Source organism: Mesorhizobium sp. P2_F8 (assembly GCF_056403655.1).
This window is the reverse complement of the sequence record NZ_JBFUFB010000009.1, coordinates 97,170-119,680: the sequence shown is the minus strand read 5'-3', so window position 1 is coordinate 119,680 and position 22,511 is coordinate 97,170. Positions and strand designations below refer to the sequence as shown.

Genomic DNA, 22,511 nt, shown 5'->3' with positions numbered 1-22,511 from the left:
TTTGCCGTTCGCCTCTATACGCGGCGAAATTCGATCGGGGTTTAACAAGTGCCCTCGGGTTTCCGCCGCGAACCGCCCTGGTCGCGGGCGTCGCCGACTTCTTGGGCTGGTTCAGGACATACAACCGTATATGAGTCGCCTCGAGAGTTTCATCCGCAGGATGACCGCACAGCGCGACATTCTCGATCAAGTCTGTGTCGAGGTGGCGAAGATCGAGGGCCCCGTGCTCGAACTCGGCCTCGGCAATGGCCGGACGTTCCACCACCTGCGCGAGCGCCTGCCCGGACGCCGGATCGTGGCGTTCGACCGCGCACTTGCCGCACACGACAGCTCAATTCCCGACGCTGAAAACCTCGTGCTCGGCGAGATAAGCGAGACGGCGCCCAGGTTCATTGGCATCGACGCCGCTCTTGTCAATGCCGACCTCGGAACCGGCCATGAAGATCGCGATGTGGTGACCCTTAGCTGGCTTCCCGATCTGATCGCGCGCCTGCTTCGCGTCGGTGGCTTCGCGGTCAGCGGTATACCGCTTCATCACCCGCAGTTGCAACGCCTTCCGCCGCCGCCTTCGGTGCCCACCGATCGTCTATTTGTCTATAGGCGTGTGTGAAGGGCCGAGACGACCCGCGTCCCGTTGAAACGAATTCAGGCGACGCGCTTTAAGTCTTTGTTTGTATGCATGTCGTTGCCCCAAAACCGGGGCCACTTTTGGGCGACATGCAGTGCAGCGGTTCACCGTTTCACGGAAACGCCGAACCCGCTCTATCTCTTTGTTTTAACGCAATTCCCCAAGCGCCACGCGCTTTTCCCGGGAAAACCGTCTCACACTTTTCCTGGAATTGCTCCAAGTATTCAGGGGATCGTATAGACTGCTATCTCCCGCTCAATGCCGCGCAGCGAGACCTCGTGGGGCACGGGTGTCAGCGCTTTCCTGTGCAACAGATCGGCGGTGAGATTGTCATCGACCACCGCACGAGTGGCGAAGATCGCCTGTGCGGTGGCAAGGTTCTGGACCCGCGAAGCAATGTTGACCGTCTGGCCGAAATAGTCCTGTCGCTCGTTCATGGACACGGCGATGCAGGGGCCCGCATGGACCCCGATCTTGAGCAGCAGATCCTCGCGCCCGCTCTTGTCGTTGAGCGCACGCATGGCATCGCGCATCCTGAGGGCGGCGGCAATCGCACGATCAGGCGTCGCGAAGGTCGCCATCACAGCATCACCGATCGTCTTCACCACCGCGCCTGTCTCCGCCGCGACGATCTCGTGCAGAACCTGGAAATGCTCGCGCACGAGATCGAAGGCTGAAAGGTCGCCCACCCGCTCGTAGAGCGCGGTCGATCCGCGCAGGTCGGTGAACAGGAAGGTCAGGCTGGTGATCTTCAGGCGCTGGTCGATGTCGAGCGTGTCCGCGCGATAGAGATTGCGGAACGTCTGGTTGGTGAGCAGGCGCTTGGCCGTCAGGAAGGGCCGGCGTTTGCTCAGCAAATCATGCAATGCCGGTCCGGCAATGAAGACCGTCGGCAGCACGCGGGTGTCGGTCCTGTTTTCCAGCGAAATGCGCATCGGGCCGGGTTGCATCTCCAGCGTCTGGCTCTGGACATGGTCGCGGTCGAAGACCAAGGAGAGGCTTCGGCGCTCCTTTGTTGGTTCGCCCTTCGCGTCGATGAACTGCGCTGAATGGGTGACTGGCTCGAAGACGATAATGAACTCGGGCGGAAGCCGTATGGGCAGAACCGCCTTTTCACCGGGCGCAAGCTCGATACCTTCCAGCAAGAACGCTTCCATCTTTTTGGCGAAATCTTCTTCCGGCAGATCGACGCCGGACGCCCAGTAGATTTGGCGGAAATATTCCAGCAACGGCAGTTCGTGTGGATTGTGGGCAGCAATCCTGCGCACGCGGGGACTGACGGTGAATGTCACCTCGACCATCTCGTCGAGGGTCGGCGGATAGCCCTCGGCGCACAGCGCGCATGTGTATTCGTCCTTCTGCAGGGTTTTCAGCGTGGCATTGGTGTCGAGCACGCCGCCACAGCCGGGGCACAGAACATTCCAGGAAATGTCGAAGATGCCCACCCGTGCCGCGTGGAGAAAGGCGCCTATGGTGTGTTCCTCGTCGAGGCCAAGCTTGCCGGCGAAGGCTGGCGCATTGATGCGGCAAAGTTCGCGGTCCTGGCCCTCCGCGATAGTTTGCTTGATCGCGTCGATTGCCTGCGGATCGACATCGGTCGATTGCCGCAGAAGCGAGAACAGATCCTGAGCTTCGTTCATCGTGCAGGCTCCGGAAAATGCGCCCCCGAGGCGTGTTGATCCGGACCGCTCTCTGGTCCGAGTCGCCATTTTACTGCGAAACTGACCGTACGGCCATTCGAATAGACAAGACTGGTGACAGTCCAATTTCCATTCAGCAGATTTTCACCGGCCGCAAGCGGCACTATGATGGTACATTGGGCATTCATTTTTGGGGCTTCTCCCGTGCCGACATCCGACAATCCGCCATTTCCCGCGGCTCTGCGCCTTTTCTCCGCAGGGGTTATCATCGTCCTGATCGTAGGCGCCGGCCTGTTTTTCGCACCGGCACTAGTCAAGCCGCGCTGGCCCTGGCCCGTCACGCCATTCAGTGCCCGCTTCCTCGGCGGCTTCTACACCGCCGAAATGGCGGTGATGGCGGCACTCTTGTTCTGGAATCGCTGGTCGCCCGGCAGGCTGGTGCTCGTCATGGCCTTCATCTTCACCGTCATCGTGTCGGCGGTTTCGTTGATCAATCTCGGCTATTTCAATTTCGAGCGCAAAGCGGCCTGGCTCTGGTTCCTGGTCTATCTTGCCTCGGCCGCGGTATCCGGGCTGTTCCTGTGGCGGGCCAGGGCCCGTCCTTCAGCAAGAGGCGTGATCCTAAACCCCGCATGGCGCGGCTACATGTTGGCGGAAACGGTGATCCTTGGGCTCTATGGCGTCGGCATGTTGCTGTTTCCCGTGGTGGTCAGCAGCACCTGGCCATGGCCGGTCGATCCTTTCCACGCCCAGGTCTACAGCGCCATCTTCCTCGCTGGCGCTGGCGGCGCATATCTGGTCTGGAAAAGCGCGCCGCGCGAGGAACTGCTGGTGCTTGGCCTGGCGCAGTTTCTGGTTGGCCTGCTTTCCATCCTTGGTCTCGTTATCACCGACGCTGCGGTGCACCGGATCGACTGGACGGCGCCCAAGACATTGTGCTGGCTTGCCCTTTTCGGCTGGATCGGCATCAGCGGCGTCTTCAAACTCTCCGCCGCCTCCCGGTATTTCAGCGCGCAATCGGCAGCATAGCTTGCAGAGATAGCTGGATTTTCAGGTGACGTCCGGTGCATCGTGCCGGGCCGATTGCCCTCGCCGGGAACGCCATGACCAGCACGACCTCGCCATCCTCCGAGAAAATCGAGCCGCAGCTCCGCGCTATCAGGCCAAGCGATGCGGAAGCGCTTTGCGCTATCTTCAATATGCCGGGCTTCCGCTGGGGTACGCTCAGGATGCCCTTCGAGATGGTGGAGCAGATGGAGCGGCGCATCGCCAAGGCCGGCCAGGAAACCACCTGGATCGTCGCGGAGCTGGACGGCAAGGTGGTCGGCCATGGCAGCCTGGTCGTGCAGGGGTCGCCACGCCGGTCGCATATCGGCGAGATCAATATCGGCCTCGACGATGGCTTTGTCGGCAAGGGCATCGGCTCTGCCATACTTGGCGCGCTGCTTGACGTGGCCGATAACTGGCGCGCCCTGAAGCGGGTCGAATTGACCGTCTATGCCGACAACGAACCGGCCGTCCGTCTCTACACAAGCCATGGCTTCGAGGTCGAAGGTCGGCATGTGAAGGCGGGTTTTACCGACGGGCAGTACCACGACCTGCTGAGCATGGCCCGACTGCGGTTTTGAGATCCGCTGTTTGGAGACTTATCCGTTTTGGTCGAGTTGACGATCTATGTGTGCACCGGCCGTGTCCAGCAAGTCTGGTCTCCCTTGGCGTTTGCACCGCGAGCGGCTAGACGGGACCAATGACCGCCGTCTCTGACCCAACTGCTGCGCCTCCGGCGGAAATTCTGGCTGTGCTGTCGCTGCTCTGCCCGGAAGTCGTGCGTGACATCGAGCAGAGCTGGAATGCGCCGGTTTCCGATTACGCCCGCCATCTGTGGCGGCCGGTGGCAACGCCTGCATCGGCTCCGGCGGTCGCTGCCCGGTCGATCCTCCGCGACGTCCTGCATCAGCGCCTTGGTGCGATCATGCAGCCTGAAGAGATCGGCAAGGCCCTCGAAGAGTTCGAGCGCAGACCGGTGATCCAGTCCGGCCTGCACTGCCTGCTGCTGATGGACCGGATCACCTTCGATGCCCTCCTGCTTGCCTGGCTCGGCGCGGTCGAAAACGGGCTGTCGGCCTTCGTCGGCTTCATGGGAACGACGATGACCATGGAGACGAACGGCCGGGAGGGGCCGGGATGGCTCGATGTCGGCGACGACAAGGTCAATTTGTTTGGCATGGGGCGCCACAAACTGTGCCGCAAGAGCGCCTGCGTGGCCGGTCCCGTCTCCCTCAACAAGCGGGCGCTCGAAGCGGTGGGCGATGAAACGGATGCCAGCCGTTGGCTTGGCACGCTGCTTGCCAGCCAGGACAAGGCATTTGGGACCGCCGCCGATGCGCTGACCGCCCTCAACCAGGATCTGGTCGCCGATTGGGATCGTTCCGGCATGGCCCGGCCGGTCTTCATCGATGATCGGCTCGCCGCGGCCGCCATGGCGCGGCATCTGGAACACGACGGCAGCCTTCTTTCCAGGCTGCTCATCGAGCCGGCAAGGCGCCAGCGTCTCGAACGTGCCTTGCAAGAGGCGGCATCGGGCCCATTTGGCAGATTCCTGCCCAATAGCACGGCCTATTTCTGGGGCATCCGCGAGGAACGCGTGCGCAAGCTCGTGCTCGAGAACGGGCAGTTGATCGAGCCTGACAAGCCGCATGGTCTCTCCATTCCGTTCGAGCGGCCGCATCTCAGGCAGGCGCTGCTGGACGGCGTGCTGCTGCCGAACCTGTTCCTGATGTTCCTCGTCCTTGCGATCTTGCCGCGGGTGCGGGTTGTGGGCGGCCTGAGGCAGATCGGTTATGTAGCGCTTTTCCACTCGATCCTGCTGGCTGCGTTAGACGAAAACGCGCCGGAGGAGCGCGATCTGGCTGCAGAGCTGCAGGTTCGGGAAAATGCCTGGGGCATGCGGGTCATCGATGAAAAGATCTCAGTCCGCGAGCAGCTTGCCGGCCTGCCAGAAGGGGCGCTTTTCCCGGATTTGCTCCGGCAATACCGATTGCGGACATTTGCCGAGACGACCGACGACCTGAAACTGGTTCGCGAAAACGCCCGATGGCGCAAGATCGGCCAGGCAGGCATCAGGGCGACCTGACATCGCCGCAGCTGTCACTGCACGACCCCGGCCTTGCGGAGCCCATCCACCACGAGTTCGAAATCGGCAGGATTCTTGTAGGGCAAGACCTTGCGACGGTATTCCAGCGAATAGTCGGGATTGAGGCGAAGCACTTCCTGCCATGCCGCGCGGGCCTCGGCGAAACGGCCGAGATGGCCGTAGCAGGCGGCCAGAAGCGCGCGCGAGACGTCGGTGACAGCGTTGCGAGCCAGCCGTTGCTGCAAGAGGTCGACGGCCTCTTCATACCTTCCCAGATGAAACGCGGCCAAAGCCTGGAAGTGCAGAAGCACATCGGGAAAGTACGGATTCAAGGTCTTCCCCCGGGCGAAACTCTCGAGGGCCTCCTCGGGTCTGCCCGAATAGTACAGCGCCTCGCCGAGGATGACGTGCCCTTCGGCGAAGTTCGGGTTGAGGGCGATCGCGTGCTCGGCCTCGTCGATTGCCCCATCGTGCCGTCGTGTGTACAGCTTGGCTATAGCCAACGCCCAGTGCGCCCAGGGATCGCTGCCATCCAGCGTTACAGCTTGCGTTGCGACCTCTTCCGCTTGCGCCATCGATTCCGGCGGCGAGGCACTCCACCTGTTCAGGTAATCGAGTCCGTGGGTGAGGGCGAGGAAAGCGTGGGCAGAGGCAAACTTCGGGTCCAGGTCGATGGCACGTTGCAAGACGTCGCGGGCTGCGACGTTGGTCTCCTTCGTCAGCCTGTGCCACAGCTCCCGGCCCCGCAGGAAACAGTCATACGCCTCCGCGTTGCGCGGGTGCTCAGGCGCCAGACGCTGACGGTCACTCTCAGTCAGATTGAGCGCCAGCGCACCGACGATCTGCTGTGTCACGTCGTCCTGCACGGCGAATATGTCGGTCAGCTCGCGATCGAACCGCTCCGCCCAAAGATGGCCGCCCGAGGTTGCATCGATGAGCTGCGCGGTGATGCGCACCCTGTTCCCCGACTTGCGTACGCTGCCCTCAAGCACATGCCGCACGCCGAGCTTCGTGCCCACCTCCTGCACCTGGACGTTCTGGCCCTTGAAGGTGAACGACGAATTGCGCGCGATGACGAAGAGCTGCGACAGTTTGGACAGCGCCGTGATGATGTCCTCGGAGATGCCGTCGGCGAAGTAGTCCTGTTCGGCGTCACCGCTCATGTTGGCGAACGGCAGGACGGCGATCGACAGCTTCGGCGGCGCTGCCGTCGCCGGTCGGCTCGCGGTTTCCGAGGTCGCGGCCGCCCTGGTCCCGGCGCTGCCGACTTGCAGCGAATAGACCCTGATCGGCTCGGCGATGTTCTTGAGCTGCGTGCTGCCCAGATCGCTGACCGAGAGGTCGAGCCTGGCCTTGACCTGGCGGTAGGCATCCTCGGACAGGCAGATGGCGCCGGGCGCCGCGACGCCCTCCAAACGCGAGGCGATGTTGACGCCGTCGCCCATCAGGTCGCCGTCGCTTTCCTCGACCACATCCCCCAGATGGATGCCGATCCTGAACTCGATGCGGCGGTCCTGCGGCACGCCGGCATTGCGCTCGACCATGCCATTCTGAACCTCAACGGCGCAGCGCACGGCATCGACCACGCTGCGGAACTCGACCAGCGCTCCATCTCCGGTGCGCTTGATCACCCGCCCGTTGTGCACGGCGATGATCGGGTCGATCAGGTCGCTGCGCAGGGCCCGCAACCTCGCCAAAGTACGATCTTCGTCCGCGCTTGCGAGCCGGCTGTATCCGACGACATCTGCGGCCAGGATTGCGGCCAGTTTGCGATTCTCGCTCATCGGTCCGTCTCCTCGTCCCCACAATAGCAGGAAGACGGAGGGTACGAGGGAACTTTCGCAAACGACGGCTATGCAGCCGCCCGAATCGCCAGCGCTCCGCCCGGGATCCACACGGATCGCTCGATGCCGATTTGCGCTGCCGCTTGCTGGTCGACGCCTAACGGTTCATCCTTGTGAGAACCCTGGCCGTGACGTGCGTGGGGAATCACGCCGCCGCGGCCGCTTTAGGTCTTTGTTTTTATGCATGTCGTTGTCCCAAAACCGGGTCCACTTTTGGGCGACATGCATTGGTGAGGTCTTGTCGATGGACTGCTCGGGCTGCGGTTTCGAGGTTGAGAGCGGATTCGCTTTCTGTCCGAGGTGTGGCAAGCGCCAGCCCGTGCCATGCGCCAGTTGCGGCTACCCCTGCGCACCTGATTTCGAGTTCTGTCCGAAATGCGGGGCAAGCGTCGGTGCGGCCGCAAAAGCTGTCGAACGGCCTGCTCCGACACAGAGCCGGACCATTGTGCCGTCTTCTCGAACGCCGTCGCTGCTCGCGAACATCGAGCGCGACGATGGGCTGCATCCCGTCTCCGACGCCGATCGCCGGACGGTGACGGTCCTCTTCGCCGACCTTTGCGGCTTCACGACACTCAGCGAGCAGCTCGACCCCGAGGTCATGCAAGCGCTGCAGAACGAACTGTTCAAGGAATTGACGGCGGCCGTGCGAAACTTTGGTGGTTTCGTCGACAAATTCATCGGCGATGCACTGCTCGCTCTGTTCGGTGCGCCGGTCGCGCATGAGGACGATCCGGAACGTGCGCTTCGCGCCGCTCTCGACATGATCGCCCGGACGGCTGGGCTGGGCGAAAGCGCCCCCCACTCCGGCTCGCCGCTGTTGCTCCACATCGGCATAAATACCGGCCCGGTCGTCACTGGCGGATTGGGCATCGGCACCGCCAAATCCTATTCGGTGACCGGCGACACCGTGAATACGGCGCAACGCCTGCAATCGCTGGCAGCACCGGGTGAGGTGCTGGTGGGCGAGCTCACTCACAGGCTGACCCGGCATGCCTTCTCCTACGAGCCGCTGGGTGATGTCGTGCTTCGCGGCAAGGCTGGCAGTGTGCTCGTCCATCGGCTGGATGCACCGCTTGCGGCGCCGCGTGCGGCACGTGGGCTTGAGGCTCTCGGCCTCAGCGCGCCGATGATAGGCCGTGATGCGGAGCTGCACAGAATGCTGGCGAGCCTTGACCAGGCGTGCGGCGGCTCGGCCCAACTTGTCCGCCTGGTTGGAGAAGCCGGTATCGGCAAATCGCGGCTGGTGAAGGAGTTCGTCGCCCGCGTCGGCGACGAGGATCGTTTTCGCAACCTTGCCGTGCGGCAGGCCACGTGCTCACCGCTGGGCGAACGATCATTTGGTGCCTTGGGCGCGGTGGTGCGCAGCGCTGCCGGGATGATGCAGAACGACACTGGAGACGAAATGCGGGGCAAGCTCGCTGGCTTGTTGACCGATCTCGGCCTGCAGGGCGAGGAGGCGAAGCGGCTAATGCCCCTGCTCTATCATGTGCTTGGCCTTGGCGACCCCGATGCCACCTTGCAGCATGTCGAGCCCGAGCAGCTGCGGCGGCAAATTCTCTACGCAGTCCGCACGATCATCGAACGGCGGCTTGCCTTGTCGCCGCTGTTGATCGTCGTCGAAGACCTGCATTGGGCCGACGCCGTGTCGCTCGAAGCACTGCGTTTCGTGATGGACAGGTTGGAACGCACGCGGCTGATGCTGCTGGTCACGCATCGTCCGGAGCCGGACCACGGCCAGCTCGACTCAAGTCGGGTCAGTCACACAGCACTCAGGCTTTCGCCGCTCAGCCGCGATGACGGACGCAGCCTGCTGGCGGCGCTTTTCGGCGAGAGCTGGGTAAACTCCGCAGGAACGCTTCTTGACCAGATCCTCGAGCGCGCGGGTGGCAACCCCCTTTTTATAGAGGAGATCGTTCGAGGCCTTATCGATCGCGGTGTCCTGGTGCGCGAGGGCCAGCAATGGCGCACTGTGGCAGGCGAAGCCGCAACCGGCATTCCCGCCACGATCCAGGCAATGTTGCTTGCCCGTGTCGACCGGCTGCCCCAGGAGGTGCGCCGTTTGGCCCAGGAAGCCGCGGTGATCGGCCCGCGCTTCGATGCCATACTTCTGAAAGCCGTGACAGCCGACCCCGGCCGGCTGGAATCCGGCTGCGAACTGCTTTGCGATGCGGAAATCATCGAGGAAGTTGCCGGATCAGGCTCGGTCTCGTCGCAAAGCTACCGTTTTACGCAAACTTTGCTGCAGGATGTGATCTACCAGAATCTGCTTCTGCAGCGCCGGACCGACATCCACGGGCGGGTCGGTGCTGCCTTGGAGCAACTGTGCGGCGACAGACCGGAACGGCTCGAGGATTTGACCGTGCTCGGTCATCATTTCGCACAGAGCGCCGAGCGGGAGAAGGGCGCGCACTATCTGCAGGCGGCGGGCGATCGCGCTCGCATGATCTACGCCAACGACGACGCCCTTCGTTTCTACGAGCGGGCACTGACTGCGTTGGGTGCGGCCGGGCAAACACCGCTCAAACTGGCGATTGCAGAGCGCATTGCCGATTTGAGCGGCCCGGCAGGCCGCCGCGAGATCGCGCACCACCATTACGAGACGGTATTGCAGGCCTACCGCGAGTCAGCCGATCGTGTCGCTTCGGCGCGCGTTTTGCGCAAGATCGGTCGGCTGCTCTGGGACGTCGGCAAGCGCGACAACGCAGAATCGCGCTATGCCGAAGCGGCAGCGCTCCTCGATGGAGCGGATGCCCCGATCGAGCAGGCGCATCTGTGGCAAGAGCGTGGCCGGCAGGCGTTCCGTAGCGGGGATCACGCTCTCGCGGCAAAATGGGCGGACGCGGCGCTGGATTGCGTGCGTACCCTGACAACGGAGCATGTCTCCGAGGCCGGGCGTGATGCCACTCTTGTGACTGCCGAGGCCCTCAATACCAAGGCAGTCGCGCTGGCTCGCCTTGGGCGAAACCGGGAAGCCGTGGGTCAGGTCGAGCGTAGCATCGAATTGGCCGAAGCCGCCGGTCTGCTGGGGGCGGCCTGCCGCGGCTACACCAATCTCGGCGTGCTTTACACGACCATCGATCCGACACAGGCGATGGCGGTCTGTCGGCGCGGTCTCGAAGTGGCGCGCCATATTGGCGATCTGGGTTTCCAGGCGCGCCTCCTCGCCAATCTGGCGGTCGCCTGCTGTACTTTCACGGATCGCTGTCCAATGGAGGGCGTCCCTGCTGCCGAGAAGGCCATCGAGATCGACCGGGCGCTCGACCAGCGCGAGCACCTGCCGGTGCCGTTGATCGTGCTTGGGCAGATCCACCAGTGCAACGGCCGTCCGGAACTGGCGGTAGGCTTGTTCCACGAAGCCCTGGACGTAGCCCGCGAAACGGGCGAACCCCAACTGCTGTTTCCGTGCTATGATGGTCTCGCAACGCTTAATCTCGACATCGACAATCTGGCCGAGGCCGAACGCTACTTTTCCCTGGCGCAGGGTATATGCGCCCAGCACGGGCTCGACCCGGAAGCGCTTGTGGTGCTGCCTTTTCTCGACTAGCCGGGTGGGAGGTTGGAAATGTCCTCGCCTCGTGACTTGGTACCGCTTCAACCGGGCGACCGCGCGCCGAACGTGGTACTCGACGCCATTACCCAGGAAGGCAAGATCGCGCTAGACGACTTCCGCGGACAAAAACCGGTGCTGGTCGGCTTGTTTCGAGGTCTGCATTGTGCGTTTTGCCGGCGCCATATCGCCGCCCAGGCGCGGCTTGATCCGGAGCTGCGCGAGAAGGGCGTGGAGAGCCTGACGGTGGTCAACACGCCGATCGAACGGGCGCGCCTCTACTTCCGCTACCACCCGATGCCGAATCTGCTTGCGGCCTCCGACCCTGAACGCGCTTCACATCGTGCTTTTGGACTGCCCAATCTCGAATTCACCCAAAACGAGACGAACTGGCCGTACAAGGTCTCGATGGCAGCGGTAAAGGATATGCGGATTGAGATGCCAGGCGAGTTGCCTGGTCCTTTGGATCCTTTGGCGGCCGGCGAAATCCTCGACAAGAGGGACCATTACGAACTGACCGAAGCCGACGAGCAGATGTTGGCAACCGGGCACGGACAACTGGTCGGTCAGTTCCTTTTGGACCGGCAGGGGATCGTCCGCTGGAGCTTCACGGAGGTTCCAGAGGGTGGACGATACATGTTTGGGGCGCCAAGCCCGCAGGAGCTGATGTCAGCCGTGTCCCAAGTCGCCCAATAGACCTGCGCCGCTGCATTGCCGGTTGGCAAGGCCATGTAAGCAAAAGGCGCCCCGAAGGGCGCCTTTTAGTCGCTTGATTTCCAGAAGGAAACTGGAGCGGGTGAAGCGATTCGAACGCTCGACCCCAACCTTGGCAAGGTTGTGCTCTACCCCTGAGCTACACCCGCTCACACGGCGTCTTGGCCGCAAGCCGGGCCTATATGGCTGAAGAGCGCGGCGATTGCAACAGGGAAATGTCAGGCATTTTGCTATGCGGCTGGCGCGTTCGCCGCGATGTCGCATGACGGTCTTGTGTCGGCTGCCCCATTGGCCGTAAACGGCTTGGCAGGAAACGGGACGAAGACAAAACCGATGCCGAAGACCGAAGCCGAGCTGATGGAATTTCTTGCCGAACTCGGGATCGCAGCCTCGACGCGGCGCCATCCGCCGCTGTTCACGGTTGCCGATTCGCAGGCGCTGCGTGGCGAAATCGCCGGTGGCCATACCAAAAACCTGTTCCTGAAGGACAAGAAGGACAATTTCTTCCTGGTCAGCGTCGGCGAGGACGCGGTCGTCGACCTGAAGCAGATCCACCAGGTGATCGGCGCTGCCGGCCGCGTGTCCTTCGGCAAGCCGGAGATGCTGATGGAGCTGCTCGGCGTGACGCCGGGGGCGGTCACGGTCTTCGGCCTGATCAACGACGTCGCGGGCCGGGTCAAGGTAGTTCTCGACAAGGCGCTGATGGACCATGCGGTGATCAACGCGCATCCGCTGACCAATGAGGCAACGACGTCGGTCGCAGCGGCGGACCTGATCAGATTCGTCGAGGCAACCGGCCACGATGCTGCTATCTTGAAAGTCTCCGCGTGATCGCCACATGGATGGCCTAAGTCAGATTGTCTGAAAGCGCCTGGCCGCCGGCGGCCGCGCCACGGAAGGGTAAAGAGATGAGCGACAACAATCCGTTTGGCAGCCATGGCGGCCAATATTCCACCACCGTGCAATATGGTGGAACCGAAGCTCCGCGCGCGAAAGCCGCGCTTGGCGAGGCGCCGCCGGCCGGCGCCCCAGGGGCCACCGATGTCGTCAAGGACACGACGACCGCCGCCTTTGCCGCCGACGTCATCCAGGAATCGCGCCGCCAGCCGGTGCTGGTCGATTTCTGGGCACCCTGGTGCGGGCCGTGCAAGCAGCTGACGCCGCAGCTGGAGAAGGCCGTCAAGGCCGCCGGTGGCAGGGTCAAGCTGGTCAAGATGAACATCGACGACCATCCCTCGATCGCTGGCCAGCTCGGCATCCAGTCGATCCCGGCGGTCATCGCCTTCAAGGACGGCCAGCCAGTCGACGGCTTCATGGGCGCGATCCCGGAGAGCCAGATCGCCGAATTCATCACCAAGGTCGGTGGCAAGGGCAATGGTGCGCCGCCGGTGGCCGAGGCCCTGGCCGCGGCAGCCGAGGCGCGCGAGGCCGGCGACATGCAGACGGCGGCCGATATCTACGATGCCATCCTGGCGCAGGCGCCGGAGACGGTCGAGGCGATTGGCGGGCTGGGCGACCTGTTGTTCGAGGCCGGTGACATCGAGGGCGCCGAAACGTTGCTGGCAACGGCACCCGAGGCCAAGAAGGATGCGCCACCGCTGGCCGCCCTGCGCGCCAAGATGGCGCTGGCGGCGCAAGCGGCAGCGCTTGGCAACCCGGCCGAGTTCGAGCGGCGCCTGGCCGAGAACCCCGGCGATCATCAGGCGCGTTTCGACCTGGCCATGATCCAGAATGCCAATGGCGATCGCACGGCGGCGGCCGACAACCTGCTGGCCATCATCAAGGCCGACCGCGCCTGGAACGAGGACGGCGCCAAGACGCAATTGCTGCAACTGTTCGAGGCCTGGGGCATGACCGACGAGGCGACGCTTGCGGCGCGCCGAAAATTGTCGTCGCTGCTGTTTTCCTGAGCCGGTTAGCGATTGTTTTGGTCGCGCAGGCTTGCGGCCGGCGGCCATCGCGCCAGATTATCAGTGACCAATGCATGTCGCGCAAAAGTGGCCCCGGCTCTGCGAAAGGGATATGCATAGAAGCAACACCCGCTTCCCTATGGAAGCGATCGGAGGATTGAGGTGCAAGCGGGAAACGCGCATTACCGGCTCGCCAAGAATTTGCCGTCGACGATCCCGATCTTTCCGCTCGAGGGTGCGCTTTTGCTGCCGGGAGGCCGCATGCCGCTCAACGTCTTCGAGCCGCGCTACCTGCAGATGGTGGACGAGGCCATTGCCGGCTCGCGGCTCATCGGCATCATCCAGCCCAGCCTCGACGGCGCCTTGCGCGACGACGGCGAGCCGGAGCTCTGCAATGTCGGCTGCGCCGGGCGGATCATCGCCTTTTCTGAAACCGGCGACGGCCGCTATCTGATTTCGCTGCAGGGCGTTTGCCGGTTCCGCATCGCCCACGAGTTGACGGTCAAGACGCCGTTTCGCCAGTGCAAGCTGGCGCCCTTCCTGGCCGATCTCGACGAGGACCAGGCGGCGAACGAGATCGACCGGCCATCGCTGCTCAAGGCGTTTCGCGCCTATCTGCAGGCCAATGACCTCGAAGCCGACTGGGAGAGCGTCAGCCGGGCCGAAAACGCCATGCTGGTCAACGCGCTGTCGATGATGGCGCCCTATGGGCCGGCCGAGAAACAGGCGCTGCTCGAGGCGGCGGATCTGAAGACACGGGCCGAAACGCTGATCGCCATCACCGAAATGGCGCTGGCGCGCGAGAATGAGGATTTTGGTTCGAGCTTGCAATGAGATGTGTCGATGTTTTGCCGGCCTGCAAACGACAAATTTCCTGCGTTGGCGGCCTGACCTTGCTCTCGACACATCTTGGGTCCGACACGGACCCGACACTTGAGAAGAGGACACGATGGCGGCGGATGGGCGTGACGGGAAGAAGGTCAATGTCGACCCCAAGCTGCTGGAGCTGCTGGCCTGCCCGCTGACCAAGGGGCCGCTGACCTGGGATCCGGAGCGCGGCGAACTGGTCTCCCGGGTCGCCAAGCTCGCCTATCCGGTGCGCGACGGCATCCCGATCATGCTGCCTTCGGAAGCGCGGACGCTGTCCGTGGAGGATGTGTTGTCGCCGCCACGTTTGAGTGGGCCGTCTTGAGGGGTGGCGAGAGTGGCGCGGCTGGCGGGATAGTGCCCCCCTCTGCTACTGAAAATTGCGTCCCTTGGGCATGACACTTTCCGCCTCTTCCGACAGCGTTGCGAGGTCCGGTCGGATCGCCGCGTTGCGTGGCGCAGGGTCGCGATCCGTGCCGCTGACGGGGTGTTCCGCAGGGCCGGCAACTGTCAGGTTGGCCTGGCTGACCTTTTCCAGGAGCACGGTCAGCCAGGGGGTCAAATCCTCGATCTTCTCAGCGACGATATGGATGACATCCGATTCCGACTGCAATTTGCCGGTGACGCGGACGAACCTGGCGCCCATGATGACGGGCCGGTAGCGGTCGAAGGTTCTCTGCCAGATGATGATGTTGGCGACGGCCTTGTCGTCCTCCAGCGTCAGGAAGATCGCGTTGCCCTTGCCGGGGCGCTGCCGCACCAGCACGAGGCCGGCGACCGAGACACGCCTGCCATCGCGCACGGATGGCAATCCGGCATTGGGCGTAACGCCGGCCCGGTCGAGCCGCTCGCGCAGGAAGGCAACCGGATGCGCCTTCAGCGACAGGCCGAGCGAACGGTAGTCATGGATGACATGCTCGCCGAGCGGCATTTTGGGCAGCTTCGTCTCCGGCTCCAGCTCGCGCAGGCGGATCGCCGGCTGGTCGAACAGCGGCAGTTTTTCGGCGGCACTCTTGCCGTCGAGCGCGCGCACCGCCCACAAGGCTTCACGACGATCAAGGCCAAGCGAACGGAAGGCGTCGGCCTGCGCCAGCTTTTCGATCTCGTCGACATCGAGGCCGGAGCGCAGCCAGACATCCCGGACCGACTCGTAGCCTGAACCGCGCCGCTTGACGAAAGCGTCCATGCGCTCCTCCGACAGGCCCTTGATCTGGCGGAAGCCGAGCCGCAGCGCATGATTTGTCTTGATGACACCACGCATTTCGGCATGGCGTGGGAGGATGCGGTCCGGATCGAAAGATGCTTTCTCCAGAGTGGAGTTCCAGACCGAGAAATTGACGTCGACGTCGCGGATGTCGACGCCATGGTCGCGCGCGTCGCGGACGAGCTGGGCCGGCTGGTAAAACCCCATCGGCTGCGAATTCAGGATCGCGGCGCAGAACACGTCGGGGTAGAAGGTCTTGAACCAGCAGGAGGCATAGACGAGCAGGGCGAAGGACGCGGCGTGGCTTTCGGGAAAGCCGTATTCGCCAAAACCCTCGATCTGCTTGAAACAGCGCTCGGCGAAGTCCTTCGTGTAGCCCTTACCAATCATGCCGTCGATCATGCGCTGGCGGTAATTGCCGATGGTGCCGGTGCGCTTGAAGGTGGCCATGGCGCGGCGCAGTTCGTCGGCCTCCCCCGGCTTGAAACCGCCCGCGACGATGGCGATCTTCATGGCCTGTTCCTGAAACAGGGGCACACCAAGTGTCTTGCTGAGGATCGCCTCCAGCTCCGGCTTTTGATACTCGGCCTTTTCCTTGCCTTGCCGTCGGCGCAGGTAAGGGTGAACCATGTCGCCCTGGATCGGACCCGGCCGCACGATCGCCACCTCGATGACAAGGTCATAGAAATCCCTTGGCTTGAGACGCGGCAGCATCGACATCTGGGCGCGGGATTCGATCTGGAAAACGCCGAGCGTGTCGGCGCGGCAGATCATGTCGTAGACCTGCTTATCCTCCGGCGGCAGGGTGGCCAGCACATAGGGTTGGCCATATTTATCTCGCGCGTTTGGATAGTGATCCTTAAGCAGGGCGAAGGCACGCTGCAGGCAGGTCAGCATGCCGAGCGCCAGCACATCCACTTTCAGGATCTTCACCGCGTCGAGATCGTCCTTGTCCCATTCGACCATCTTGCGCTCGTCCATCGCCGTCTTGACGATGGGCACGATCTCGTCGAGCCGGTCCCTGGTGATGACGAAGCCGCCGACATGCTGCGACAAATGGCGGGGAAAGCCCATGATCTCGTTGGAGCGCTCAATCACCAGTCTTGCCAGCGGGTCGGCGCGGTTGATGCCGCCAGCGTGCGCCTCCTTCTCGCCAAGTTCGGAGGTCGACCAGCCCCAGATCGTGCTCGACAATGCGCTTCTGACATCCTCCGAGAGGCCCATGGCCTTCGCCACTTCGCGCAAGGCCGAGCGGCCGCGATAGCTGATGACGGCGGCGGCGAGTGCGGTGCGCTTGGCGCTGTATTTCGTATAGATGTACTGGATGACGGTCTCGCGTTTCTCATGCTCGAAGTCGACGTCGATGTCGGGCGGCTCGTTCCTCTCCTCGGAAATGAAGCGCTCGAACAGCGTGTCGATCCTGTCCGGCCCGACTTCGGTGATGCCGATGCAGAAACAGACGATCGAATTGGCGGCCGAACCGCGCCCCTGGCAGAGGATGTCCTGGCCGCGCGCGAACTTGACGATGTCGTAGACCGTCAGGAAATAGCGGGCGTAGTTCAGCCGCTCGATCAGAGCGAGCTCTTCCTCTATGCGCGTGGTCACGGACGCAGGCACCCCCGCCGGATAACGATTGGTCGCCCCCTCCCGCGCCAGCCGTTCCAGCTCGGCCTGCGGCCCGAGACCGGACTCCGTCGGCTCGTCGGGGTAGTTGTACTGGAGGTCGCTGAGCGAGAAGGTCAGCTCCTGCGCAAAGCGCAAGGTCTCGGCCAGCGCCTGCGGATGCCTGCGGAACAGGCGCGCCATCTCCATCGGAGGCTTCAGATGGCGCTCGGCATTGGCGGCCAGCTGCAGCCCGACCTCGGCGACGGGCGTGTTGAGGCGGATCGCGGTCAGCACGTCCTGCAGCGGGCGCCGCTCAGTCGTGTGATAGAGAACGTCGTTGGTCGCCATCAGCGGGATGACGGCATTTTCGGCAAACGCCGCTGCCTGCTCGATCCGGAAACGGTCATTGCCCGCATAGTCCGGCGAAACGGCCAGACGGAGATTTCCTCCGAAACGATCCTTGAGCTGGCGAAGCAAGGCGAGACTGTCTTCCGCCCCTGCCGTCAGATCGGGCAGGACCGCCAGCGACATCAGGTCCCCCCATTCGAGCAAGTCGCTGCGCTGGAGAAGAGTGGCGCCCTTTTCGTTCTCGTCGCGCAGATTGGCTTGCGTCAGCATGCGGCAGAGATGCCCCCAGCCCTTGCGGTCCTGCGGATAGGCGAGAATGTCGGGGGTGCCGTCACCGAAAACCAGCCGGCAGCCGGGATGGTAGGAGAGTGTCTCGACCTTGGCCTGCTGCCAGGCGCGCACCACGCCGGCGACCGTGTTGCGGTCGGCAAGTCCGATCGCGGAAAAGCCGAAAAGCTTGGCGGCGACCACCAGTTCCTCCGGCTTGGAGGCACCGCGCAGGAAGGAGAAATTCGACTGGATGCCGAACTCGGCATAGGGAATGACGGTCAGCGCATTCATGCGAAGACCCCATGCAGGAACCAGCGCGGCGGCACCTGGGAGCCGCCATAGAGGCCTTGCCGGTAGAGCCAGTAGCGGCGGCCGTCGGCATCCTCGATGCGAAAATAGTCGCGTGTCGATGCCACCTCGTCGCTCGCGGCCTCGCGCCACCATTCCGCCGCGATACGTTCCGGTCCCTCGGCACGCGTCACCCTGTAGAGCGCACGCCGCCAGCGGAAGTTCAGCGGCGGGCCCTCTGGCATTTCGGTGGCCGGCACCTCGATGGGCTCGGGCGAGCGGAACAGCCGGATCGGCCGTTCCGGCGGGAAGATGGTCATCGGCGCCTGCATCCGGTCCGGCTTCTTCGGCGGCGTGGTACGGCGCGGGACCTCGGTGAAGGGGATCGTGGCGATGGCGCGCTCCGGCAGATGGCTTTCCACAGTGACCGGTTGCAGGACCGCGCCCTCTCCGAGCCGGGCGCGGATGCGGTCGGCGAACAGCGCGATGTCGGCGCCGTCATCGGTCACTTCGCCGGCAAGGTCGGCCTGCTGCATGTCGAAGGCGGCGGCCGACAGCACCGAGAGCCGGACGAGATCGAAGCCATAGCCGGCATCGATATCCTGCTCGAGCGCGGCCAGCCTTTCATGGAACAATTTCTGGATCAGCGGGGGTTCGCGCATCGGCCGCGAGGTGCCGATGGCGATGCGGCTGACGGCGCCGTCGACGCGAAACAAAAGCAGCGCCAGCATCCTGGCGCCCTCGCCACGCCGCTCGAGGTCGGTCTTCAATGCCGCCGCCAGCATGCCCACCAGCCGCTCGATGTCCTCGGTCAGGGTGACGGGCTCGCTGAGGTGACGTTCGACCGAAAGCGGCGCGACGGGAAGGCGCGGCGACACCGCTTCGTCGAGACGGCCAAGCGCCTGGTCGAGGCGCAAAAGCAGCGAGGCGCTGAAGCGGCGGGCAAGCGGCGCGCGCGGTGCCGCCATGACGGCGCCCGCCGTGCGCAGGCCGACGCTTTCCAGGCTGGTGCGGGTCGCGGGCTCGATGCGCAGGGCTGCCAGCGGCAAGGGTGCGAGCAGCGCCTCCTCCTCGCCGCCTGCGACGATGCGGTCACTGGCAAAGCGTGCCGCCGCCCAGGCCGCGCCCGGTGTCGCGGCAAGCCCGGCGCGGACATCGAAACCCTGATGGAAGAAGCGTGACAGGATGTCGTCCAGCATGGCGCGTTCGCCGCCGAAAAGATGGGTGCAGCCGGTGACGTCGAGAAACAGGCCGTCCGTTGCGTCCAGCGCCACCAGCGGGGTGTAGCGGTCGCACCAGTCGGCAAGGCCTTCGAGCAGGCGGCGATCGGCTTGCGGATCGGCCTCGACGATGTCGATCGACGGATGCATGGCGCGCGCATCGGCGATGCCCATGTCGCGCTTCAGGTGCAGCGCCTCAGCCCGCTCGTCGAGGGCCGAGATACGCTGCGCGTTGCCCTTGCGGTGGCTGATCACCAGCGGCAGGTGATCCGACGGCCGGGAACGCCAGGACCGCCCCAGACGCTGCCGCAGGATCCTTTCGACCGCGAGATAGGGAAACCACAGCGACAGGATTCTTTGCTCTTTCCTCGCCCCTTCTTTCGTCGCCCCATCTTTCATCGAATGCGCGTTCATCGGGGTTCCACTCCAGTGTGAATTGTCCAGGCAGGGCCGTGCGGCTCTTGCCGATGGTGAGGGTGAAGGCCGGGCGGCCGATCGAGCCGGCGAGCGGCCCGACGATGGTGTCGCGCGGCACCGCCGGTGCCGACGCGACGATGAGACGAACGGGTGCGGCCGTCGGTTCGGGCTCGGCAGCCTGCCGCAGCAGGAACACCGGCCGGCCGGCACTCTGTGCCCGGGCATGCAGCCGGCGCGTCGCGGTCAGGTCGAGCCGCTGCGGATTGCCGCGGATCTCGAGGATGACGGCGGCGAGCGCCGTCATCCGGGCGGCCTCCTCGGCGACCCACAGCGCATCGACAAGTTTTGGCGCCTCGGAAAACAGCAATTGCTCGGGTTCGATGCCGAACGAGGCATGAAGCCCCCTGGCATAGGGAAAGCCGGCCTCGCGAAAAATCTCCGATGTGCCGATCCAGAGCACCGGCAACCCTTGCGTCTGCTTGAGGATCAGGCTTGCGAGCGACAGAGCGAAGCCGGCGACGGCTCCGGCATCGCGGGTTTCAATGCCATGGATTTCGCTCAAGGCGGCTTTCGGCAGGCCGCCGCTCAGGGCGGCATCGAGCCGCTCGACGCCGGTGGACAGGAACGCATCCGGCAGCGCCGCGGCAACGCCTCGGCGGACAATCGTCACATCGATGCTGGGGCCGGCGTCGACGCGAACATCGGGAGCCGCGGCGGCCGGCGCCTGCAGGCGCTCGGGCAGCGTTCCCTCGATCTTCGCGATCTGGCGGCGCAGGGCAAAAACAGTCTCCCGCGCCACGGCGGTCATCGCCATGACGGTCAGCTTTCACTCACAATTGTTCCTGTTATGTTCCTATAGATTCCAGAGGGTGCTGGAAGAGTCAAGCGGAGTCATGGGGAATTTATTCCTGCCCGGGGCTTGTCGGAGGCGTGGGCCACCCCCGCCATTTGCCGATTGCGGCGCGAAAGCCTATATGCCGGGATCAAAGGACACAGCATGGCCCGCATCTACAAGACCCGCAGCTGGCACGACGAACTTTCGCCGTCGATGGAGGAAATGGAGTTCCTGGCACTGGAGGCTTACGCCCATCTGCCGGAGGATTTTCGCAAGCTGACCGGCGAGATCGTCATCCAGATCGCCGAGTTCCCGACCGACGAGATCATGGACGATCTGTCGCTGGAAACGCCCTTCGACCTGCTCGGCCTGTTCGAGGGACGCGGCATCGCCGAGCGCTGGAATCCGCAGACCGGCGAAGGCCCGAACCGTATCACGCTCTACCGCCGCGCCATCCTCGACTACTGGGCCGAAAACGAGGAAACGCTGGGCGACATCGTCACCCACGTGCTGATCCACGAGATCGGCCACCATTTCGGCCTGTCGGACGATGATATGGAGAAGATCGAAGAGGCGGCTGAGTAGAACGTCAGAGGCTTGCGCACAGCGGTAAGGAACTGGCGTCTCATTCCTTCGCGCCCCCTTCTGGCCTGCCGGCCATCTCCCCCTCAAGTGGGGAGATTGGCAGTTTCAACCTCCGCTCCTTTTCTTCCACGCTGAAAATTAGCGAAAGCCGTCCACGACATCCGATCTCCCCCCTTGAGGGGGAGATGTCCGACAGGACAGAGGGGGGCGCTGTCCCGCCAGCGTGGGGGCTAGCCGTATACCAATCGCCAAGCCTACCAATCACTCAGCTTGGTATCCGGCCCATATTCCTGACCGTCGATATCCTTGACCACGGCCTGGCCGCAGCGCATCGTCTTGGCCTCCTTGTCGAAGGCATAGGTCGGCGAGCCGAACAGGTGCCAGCCCTTGTTCAGCGCCGCAGTCACCTTGTGGCAGAAGCTGGCATCGTCAGGGCCAGTGAGAAAGCGGTAGAGTTTCATCCGTCAATTCCTGTCGTGAGTGCCCAAAGCCCGCGAGCATCAGGCTGGTATCATGCGCCGATGGCCGCCGCCTTCGCCAGCAATTTTTCAGCTTGCGCCAGGTGCAGCCTCTCGACCATTTTTCCATTCAGCGCAATCACGCCCTTGCCGGCATTTTCCGGAAGCGCAAAGGCATCCTTCACCAGGCGTGCCTCGGCCACGGCTTTTGTGGACGGCGCGAAGGCCAGGTTCGCCGCTTCGATCTGGGCCGGATGGATGAGGCTCTTGCCGTCGAACCCCATGGCCGCCGCTTCCGTGCATTCATGGGCGAAGGCGTCGAGGTCGCGGAAATCGTTGGAGACGCCGTCGAGAATGTCGAGGCGGCCGGCGCGCGCGGCCAGCACCATCTGCATCAGCCACGGCACGAGGTAGCGCCGGTCAGGAGTCGCCGACACGCCGGTGCCGTTGAGCAGGTCGTTCGTTCCGGCAACGAAACAAGCCAAACGCGAAGCCGGATCGCGGCCAAGTTCGGCAATGGCGCCGATGTTGAGCAGCGCCTTGGGCGTCTCGATCATCGCCCACAGTTTCACGCTGTCGGGAGCAAAATTGTCGTCGAGCACATCGCCGGCCTCAAGCAGGTCGCGCGGCGTGTCGACCTTGGGCAACAGGATGCCGTCGGGCTCGCAGCTAGCGACAGCCAGCAGGTCGTCGGCGCCCCATTCGCTGGCCAGCGCATTGACGCGCACCACCATCTCGCAGCGGCGGCCAAGGTGGTTGGCAACTGGGCGGTTGGCGAAGATGCCGGCCAGTTTTTCACGCACGGCGATCTTGTCGGCCGGGGCGACGCCATCTTCGAGGTCGATGATGACGGCATCGCAGGCAAGCTGCGCGATCTTGGCCAGCGCCTTGTCGTTGGAGGCCGGGATGTAGAGCACCGAGCGGCGTGGGTGATAGGTTTCCATGGCTGATCTATGCCGTCTGTGGATGGTCGAGGCAAGTCGTCTCCAGCCCTGCAC

At 63.8% G+C, this 22,511-nt stretch carries 18 protein-coding genes and 1 tRNA gene; 11 read left to right on the top strand and 8 right to left on the bottom strand.

Annotated elements, in window-relative coordinates:
• The first annotated feature begins 130 nt into the window (after positions 1–130).
• Positions 131–610, top strand: coding sequence for a class I SAM-dependent methyltransferase (locus AC1DZP_RS22435; protein WP_184872685.1), 480 nt, complete (start codon positions 131–133; stop codon positions 608–610).
• A gap of 242 nt (positions 611–852) precedes the next feature.
• Here the strand turns inward: AC1DZP_RS22435 and AC1DZP_RS22430 are convergent, their stop codons facing one another.
• Positions 853–2,268, bottom strand: a complete 1,416-nt coding sequence (locus AC1DZP_RS22430; RefSeq protein ID WP_477305444.1) for a DUF5939 domain-containing protein — start codon at positions 2,266–2,268, stop codon at positions 853–855.
• Positions 2,269–2,472: 204 nt separating this feature from the next.
• Here AC1DZP_RS22430 and AC1DZP_RS22425 point away from each other — a divergent pair, with 204 nt between their 5' ends.
• The 3 genes from AC1DZP_RS22425 (at position 2,473) to AC1DZP_RS22415 (ending at position 5,401) form a co-directional block, all read left to right on the top strand.
• On the top strand, positions 2,473–3,297 hold the full coding sequence (locus AC1DZP_RS22425) for a hypothetical protein (protein ID WP_477305442.1): 825 nt from the start codon (positions 2,473–2,475) through the stop codon (positions 3,295–3,297).
• 74 nt (positions 3,298–3,371) lie between these two features.
• Positions 3,372–3,896 (top strand): GNAT family N-acetyltransferase, encoded by a 525-nt coding sequence (locus tag AC1DZP_RS22420; protein WP_477305440.1) that lies wholly within the window; start codon positions 3,372–3,374, stop codon positions 3,894–3,896.
• 119 nt (positions 3,897–4,015) lie between these two features.
• Positions 4,016–5,401: a hypothetical protein gene (locus tag AC1DZP_RS22415; protein WP_477305438.1), complete on the top strand. Its 1,386-nt coding sequence runs from the start codon at positions 4,016–4,018 to the stop codon at positions 5,399–5,401.
• 14 nt (positions 5,402–5,415) lie between these two features.
• Here AC1DZP_RS22415 and AC1DZP_RS22410 read toward each other — a convergent pair whose 3' ends face one another.
• A complete protein-coding gene (locus tag AC1DZP_RS22410) occupies positions 5,416–7,185 on the bottom strand; it encodes an adenylate/guanylate cyclase domain-containing protein (protein WP_477305436.1) in 1,770 nt (589 codons plus the stop codon).
• A 304-nt stretch (positions 7,186–7,489) separates the two neighbouring features.
• On the opposite strand from AC1DZP_RS22410, the gene AC1DZP_RS22405 reads away from it, so the two are divergent.
• Positions 7,490–10,789, top strand: a complete 3,300-nt coding sequence (locus AC1DZP_RS22405) for an adenylate/guanylate cyclase domain-containing protein (protein ID WP_477305704.1) — start codon at positions 7,490–7,492, stop codon at positions 10,787–10,789.
• Between the two features lie 18 nt (positions 10,790–10,807).
• Positions 10,808–11,488 carry a redoxin domain-containing protein gene (locus tag AC1DZP_RS22400; protein WP_477305434.1) on the top strand — a complete coding sequence of 227 codons (681 nt, stop codon included), beginning with the start codon at positions 10,808–10,810 and terminating at the stop codon, positions 11,486–11,488.
• A gap of 92 nt (positions 11,489–11,580) precedes the next feature.
• On the opposite strand, the gene AC1DZP_RS22395 is transcribed toward AC1DZP_RS22400, so the two are convergent.
• Positions 11,581–11,655, bottom strand: a tRNA-Gly gene (locus tag AC1DZP_RS22395).
• Positions 11,656–11,839: 184 nt separating this feature from the next.
• On the opposite strand from AC1DZP_RS22395, the gene AC1DZP_RS22390 reads away from it, so the two are divergent.
• The 4 genes from AC1DZP_RS22390 (at position 11,840) to AC1DZP_RS22375 (ending at position 14,608) form a co-directional block, all read left to right on the top strand.
• Complete coding sequence (locus tag AC1DZP_RS22390; RefSeq protein ID WP_477305432.1) at positions 11,840–12,337, top strand: prolyl-tRNA synthetase associated domain-containing protein; 498 nt, start codon at positions 11,840–11,842, stop codon at positions 12,335–12,337.
• A 77-nt stretch (positions 12,338–12,414) separates the two neighbouring features.
• The gene (gene trxA, locus AC1DZP_RS22385) at positions 12,415–13,416 is read left to right on the top strand and encodes a thioredoxin (protein ID WP_477305430.1); all 1,002 of its coding nucleotides are present in this window, start codon (positions 12,415–12,417) and stop codon (positions 13,414–13,416) included.
• Between the two features lie 162 nt (positions 13,417–13,578).
• Positions 13,579–14,250, top strand: coding sequence for an LON peptidase substrate-binding domain-containing protein (locus AC1DZP_RS22380; RefSeq protein ID WP_095083949.1), 672 nt, complete (start codon positions 13,579–13,581; stop codon positions 14,248–14,250).
• A gap of 115 nt (positions 14,251–14,365) precedes the next feature.
• A complete protein-coding gene (locus tag AC1DZP_RS22375; protein ID WP_095083950.1) occupies positions 14,366–14,608 on the top strand; it encodes a Trm112 family protein in 243 nt (80 codons plus the stop codon).
• Positions 14,609–14,653: 45 nt separating this feature from the next.
• On the opposite strand, the gene AC1DZP_RS22370 is transcribed toward AC1DZP_RS22375, so the two are convergent.
• Genes AC1DZP_RS22370 through AC1DZP_RS22360 form a run of 3 tightly spaced genes read right to left on the bottom strand, consistent with a single transcriptional unit; the run spans position 14,654 to position 20,449 of the window.
• Positions 14,654–18,001, bottom strand: a complete 3,348-nt coding sequence (locus tag AC1DZP_RS22370) for an error-prone DNA polymerase (protein ID WP_477305428.1) — start codon at positions 17,999–18,001, stop codon at positions 14,654–14,656.
• Complete coding sequence (locus AC1DZP_RS22365) at positions 17,998–19,473, bottom strand: DUF6504 family protein (RefSeq protein WP_477305426.1); 1,476 nt, start codon at positions 19,471–19,473, stop codon at positions 17,998–18,000. The genes AC1DZP_RS22370 and AC1DZP_RS22365 overlap by 4 nt, the downstream gene beginning before the upstream one ends.
• Complete coding sequence (locus tag AC1DZP_RS22360) at positions 19,415–20,449, bottom strand: ImuA family protein (protein ID WP_477305424.1); 1,035 nt, start codon at positions 20,447–20,449, stop codon at positions 19,415–19,417. The genes AC1DZP_RS22365 and AC1DZP_RS22360 overlap by 59 nt, the downstream gene beginning before the upstream one ends.
• A gap of 183 nt (positions 20,450–20,632) precedes the next feature.
• Between AC1DZP_RS22360 and AC1DZP_RS22355 the strand changes: the two genes are divergently transcribed.
• Positions 20,633–21,055, top strand: coding sequence for a metallopeptidase family protein (locus tag AC1DZP_RS22355; RefSeq protein ID WP_095084388.1), 423 nt, complete (start codon positions 20,633–20,635; stop codon positions 21,053–21,055).
• Between the two features lie 254 nt (positions 21,056–21,309).
• Here the strand turns inward: AC1DZP_RS22355 and AC1DZP_RS22350 are convergent, their stop codons facing one another.
• Together AC1DZP_RS22350 and AC1DZP_RS22345 are read right to left on the bottom strand one after the other, a co-directional pair.
• Positions 21,310–21,516, bottom strand: a complete 207-nt coding sequence (locus AC1DZP_RS22350) for a DUF1737 domain-containing protein (RefSeq protein WP_457153451.1) — start codon at positions 21,514–21,516, stop codon at positions 21,310–21,312.
• Positions 21,517–21,566: 50 nt separating this feature from the next.
• Positions 21,567–22,457 (bottom strand): HpcH/HpaI aldolase/citrate lyase family protein, encoded by an 891-nt coding sequence (locus AC1DZP_RS22345; RefSeq protein WP_477305422.1) that lies wholly within the window; start codon positions 22,455–22,457, stop codon positions 21,567–21,569.
• Positions 22,458–22,511 lie beyond the last annotated feature (54 nt).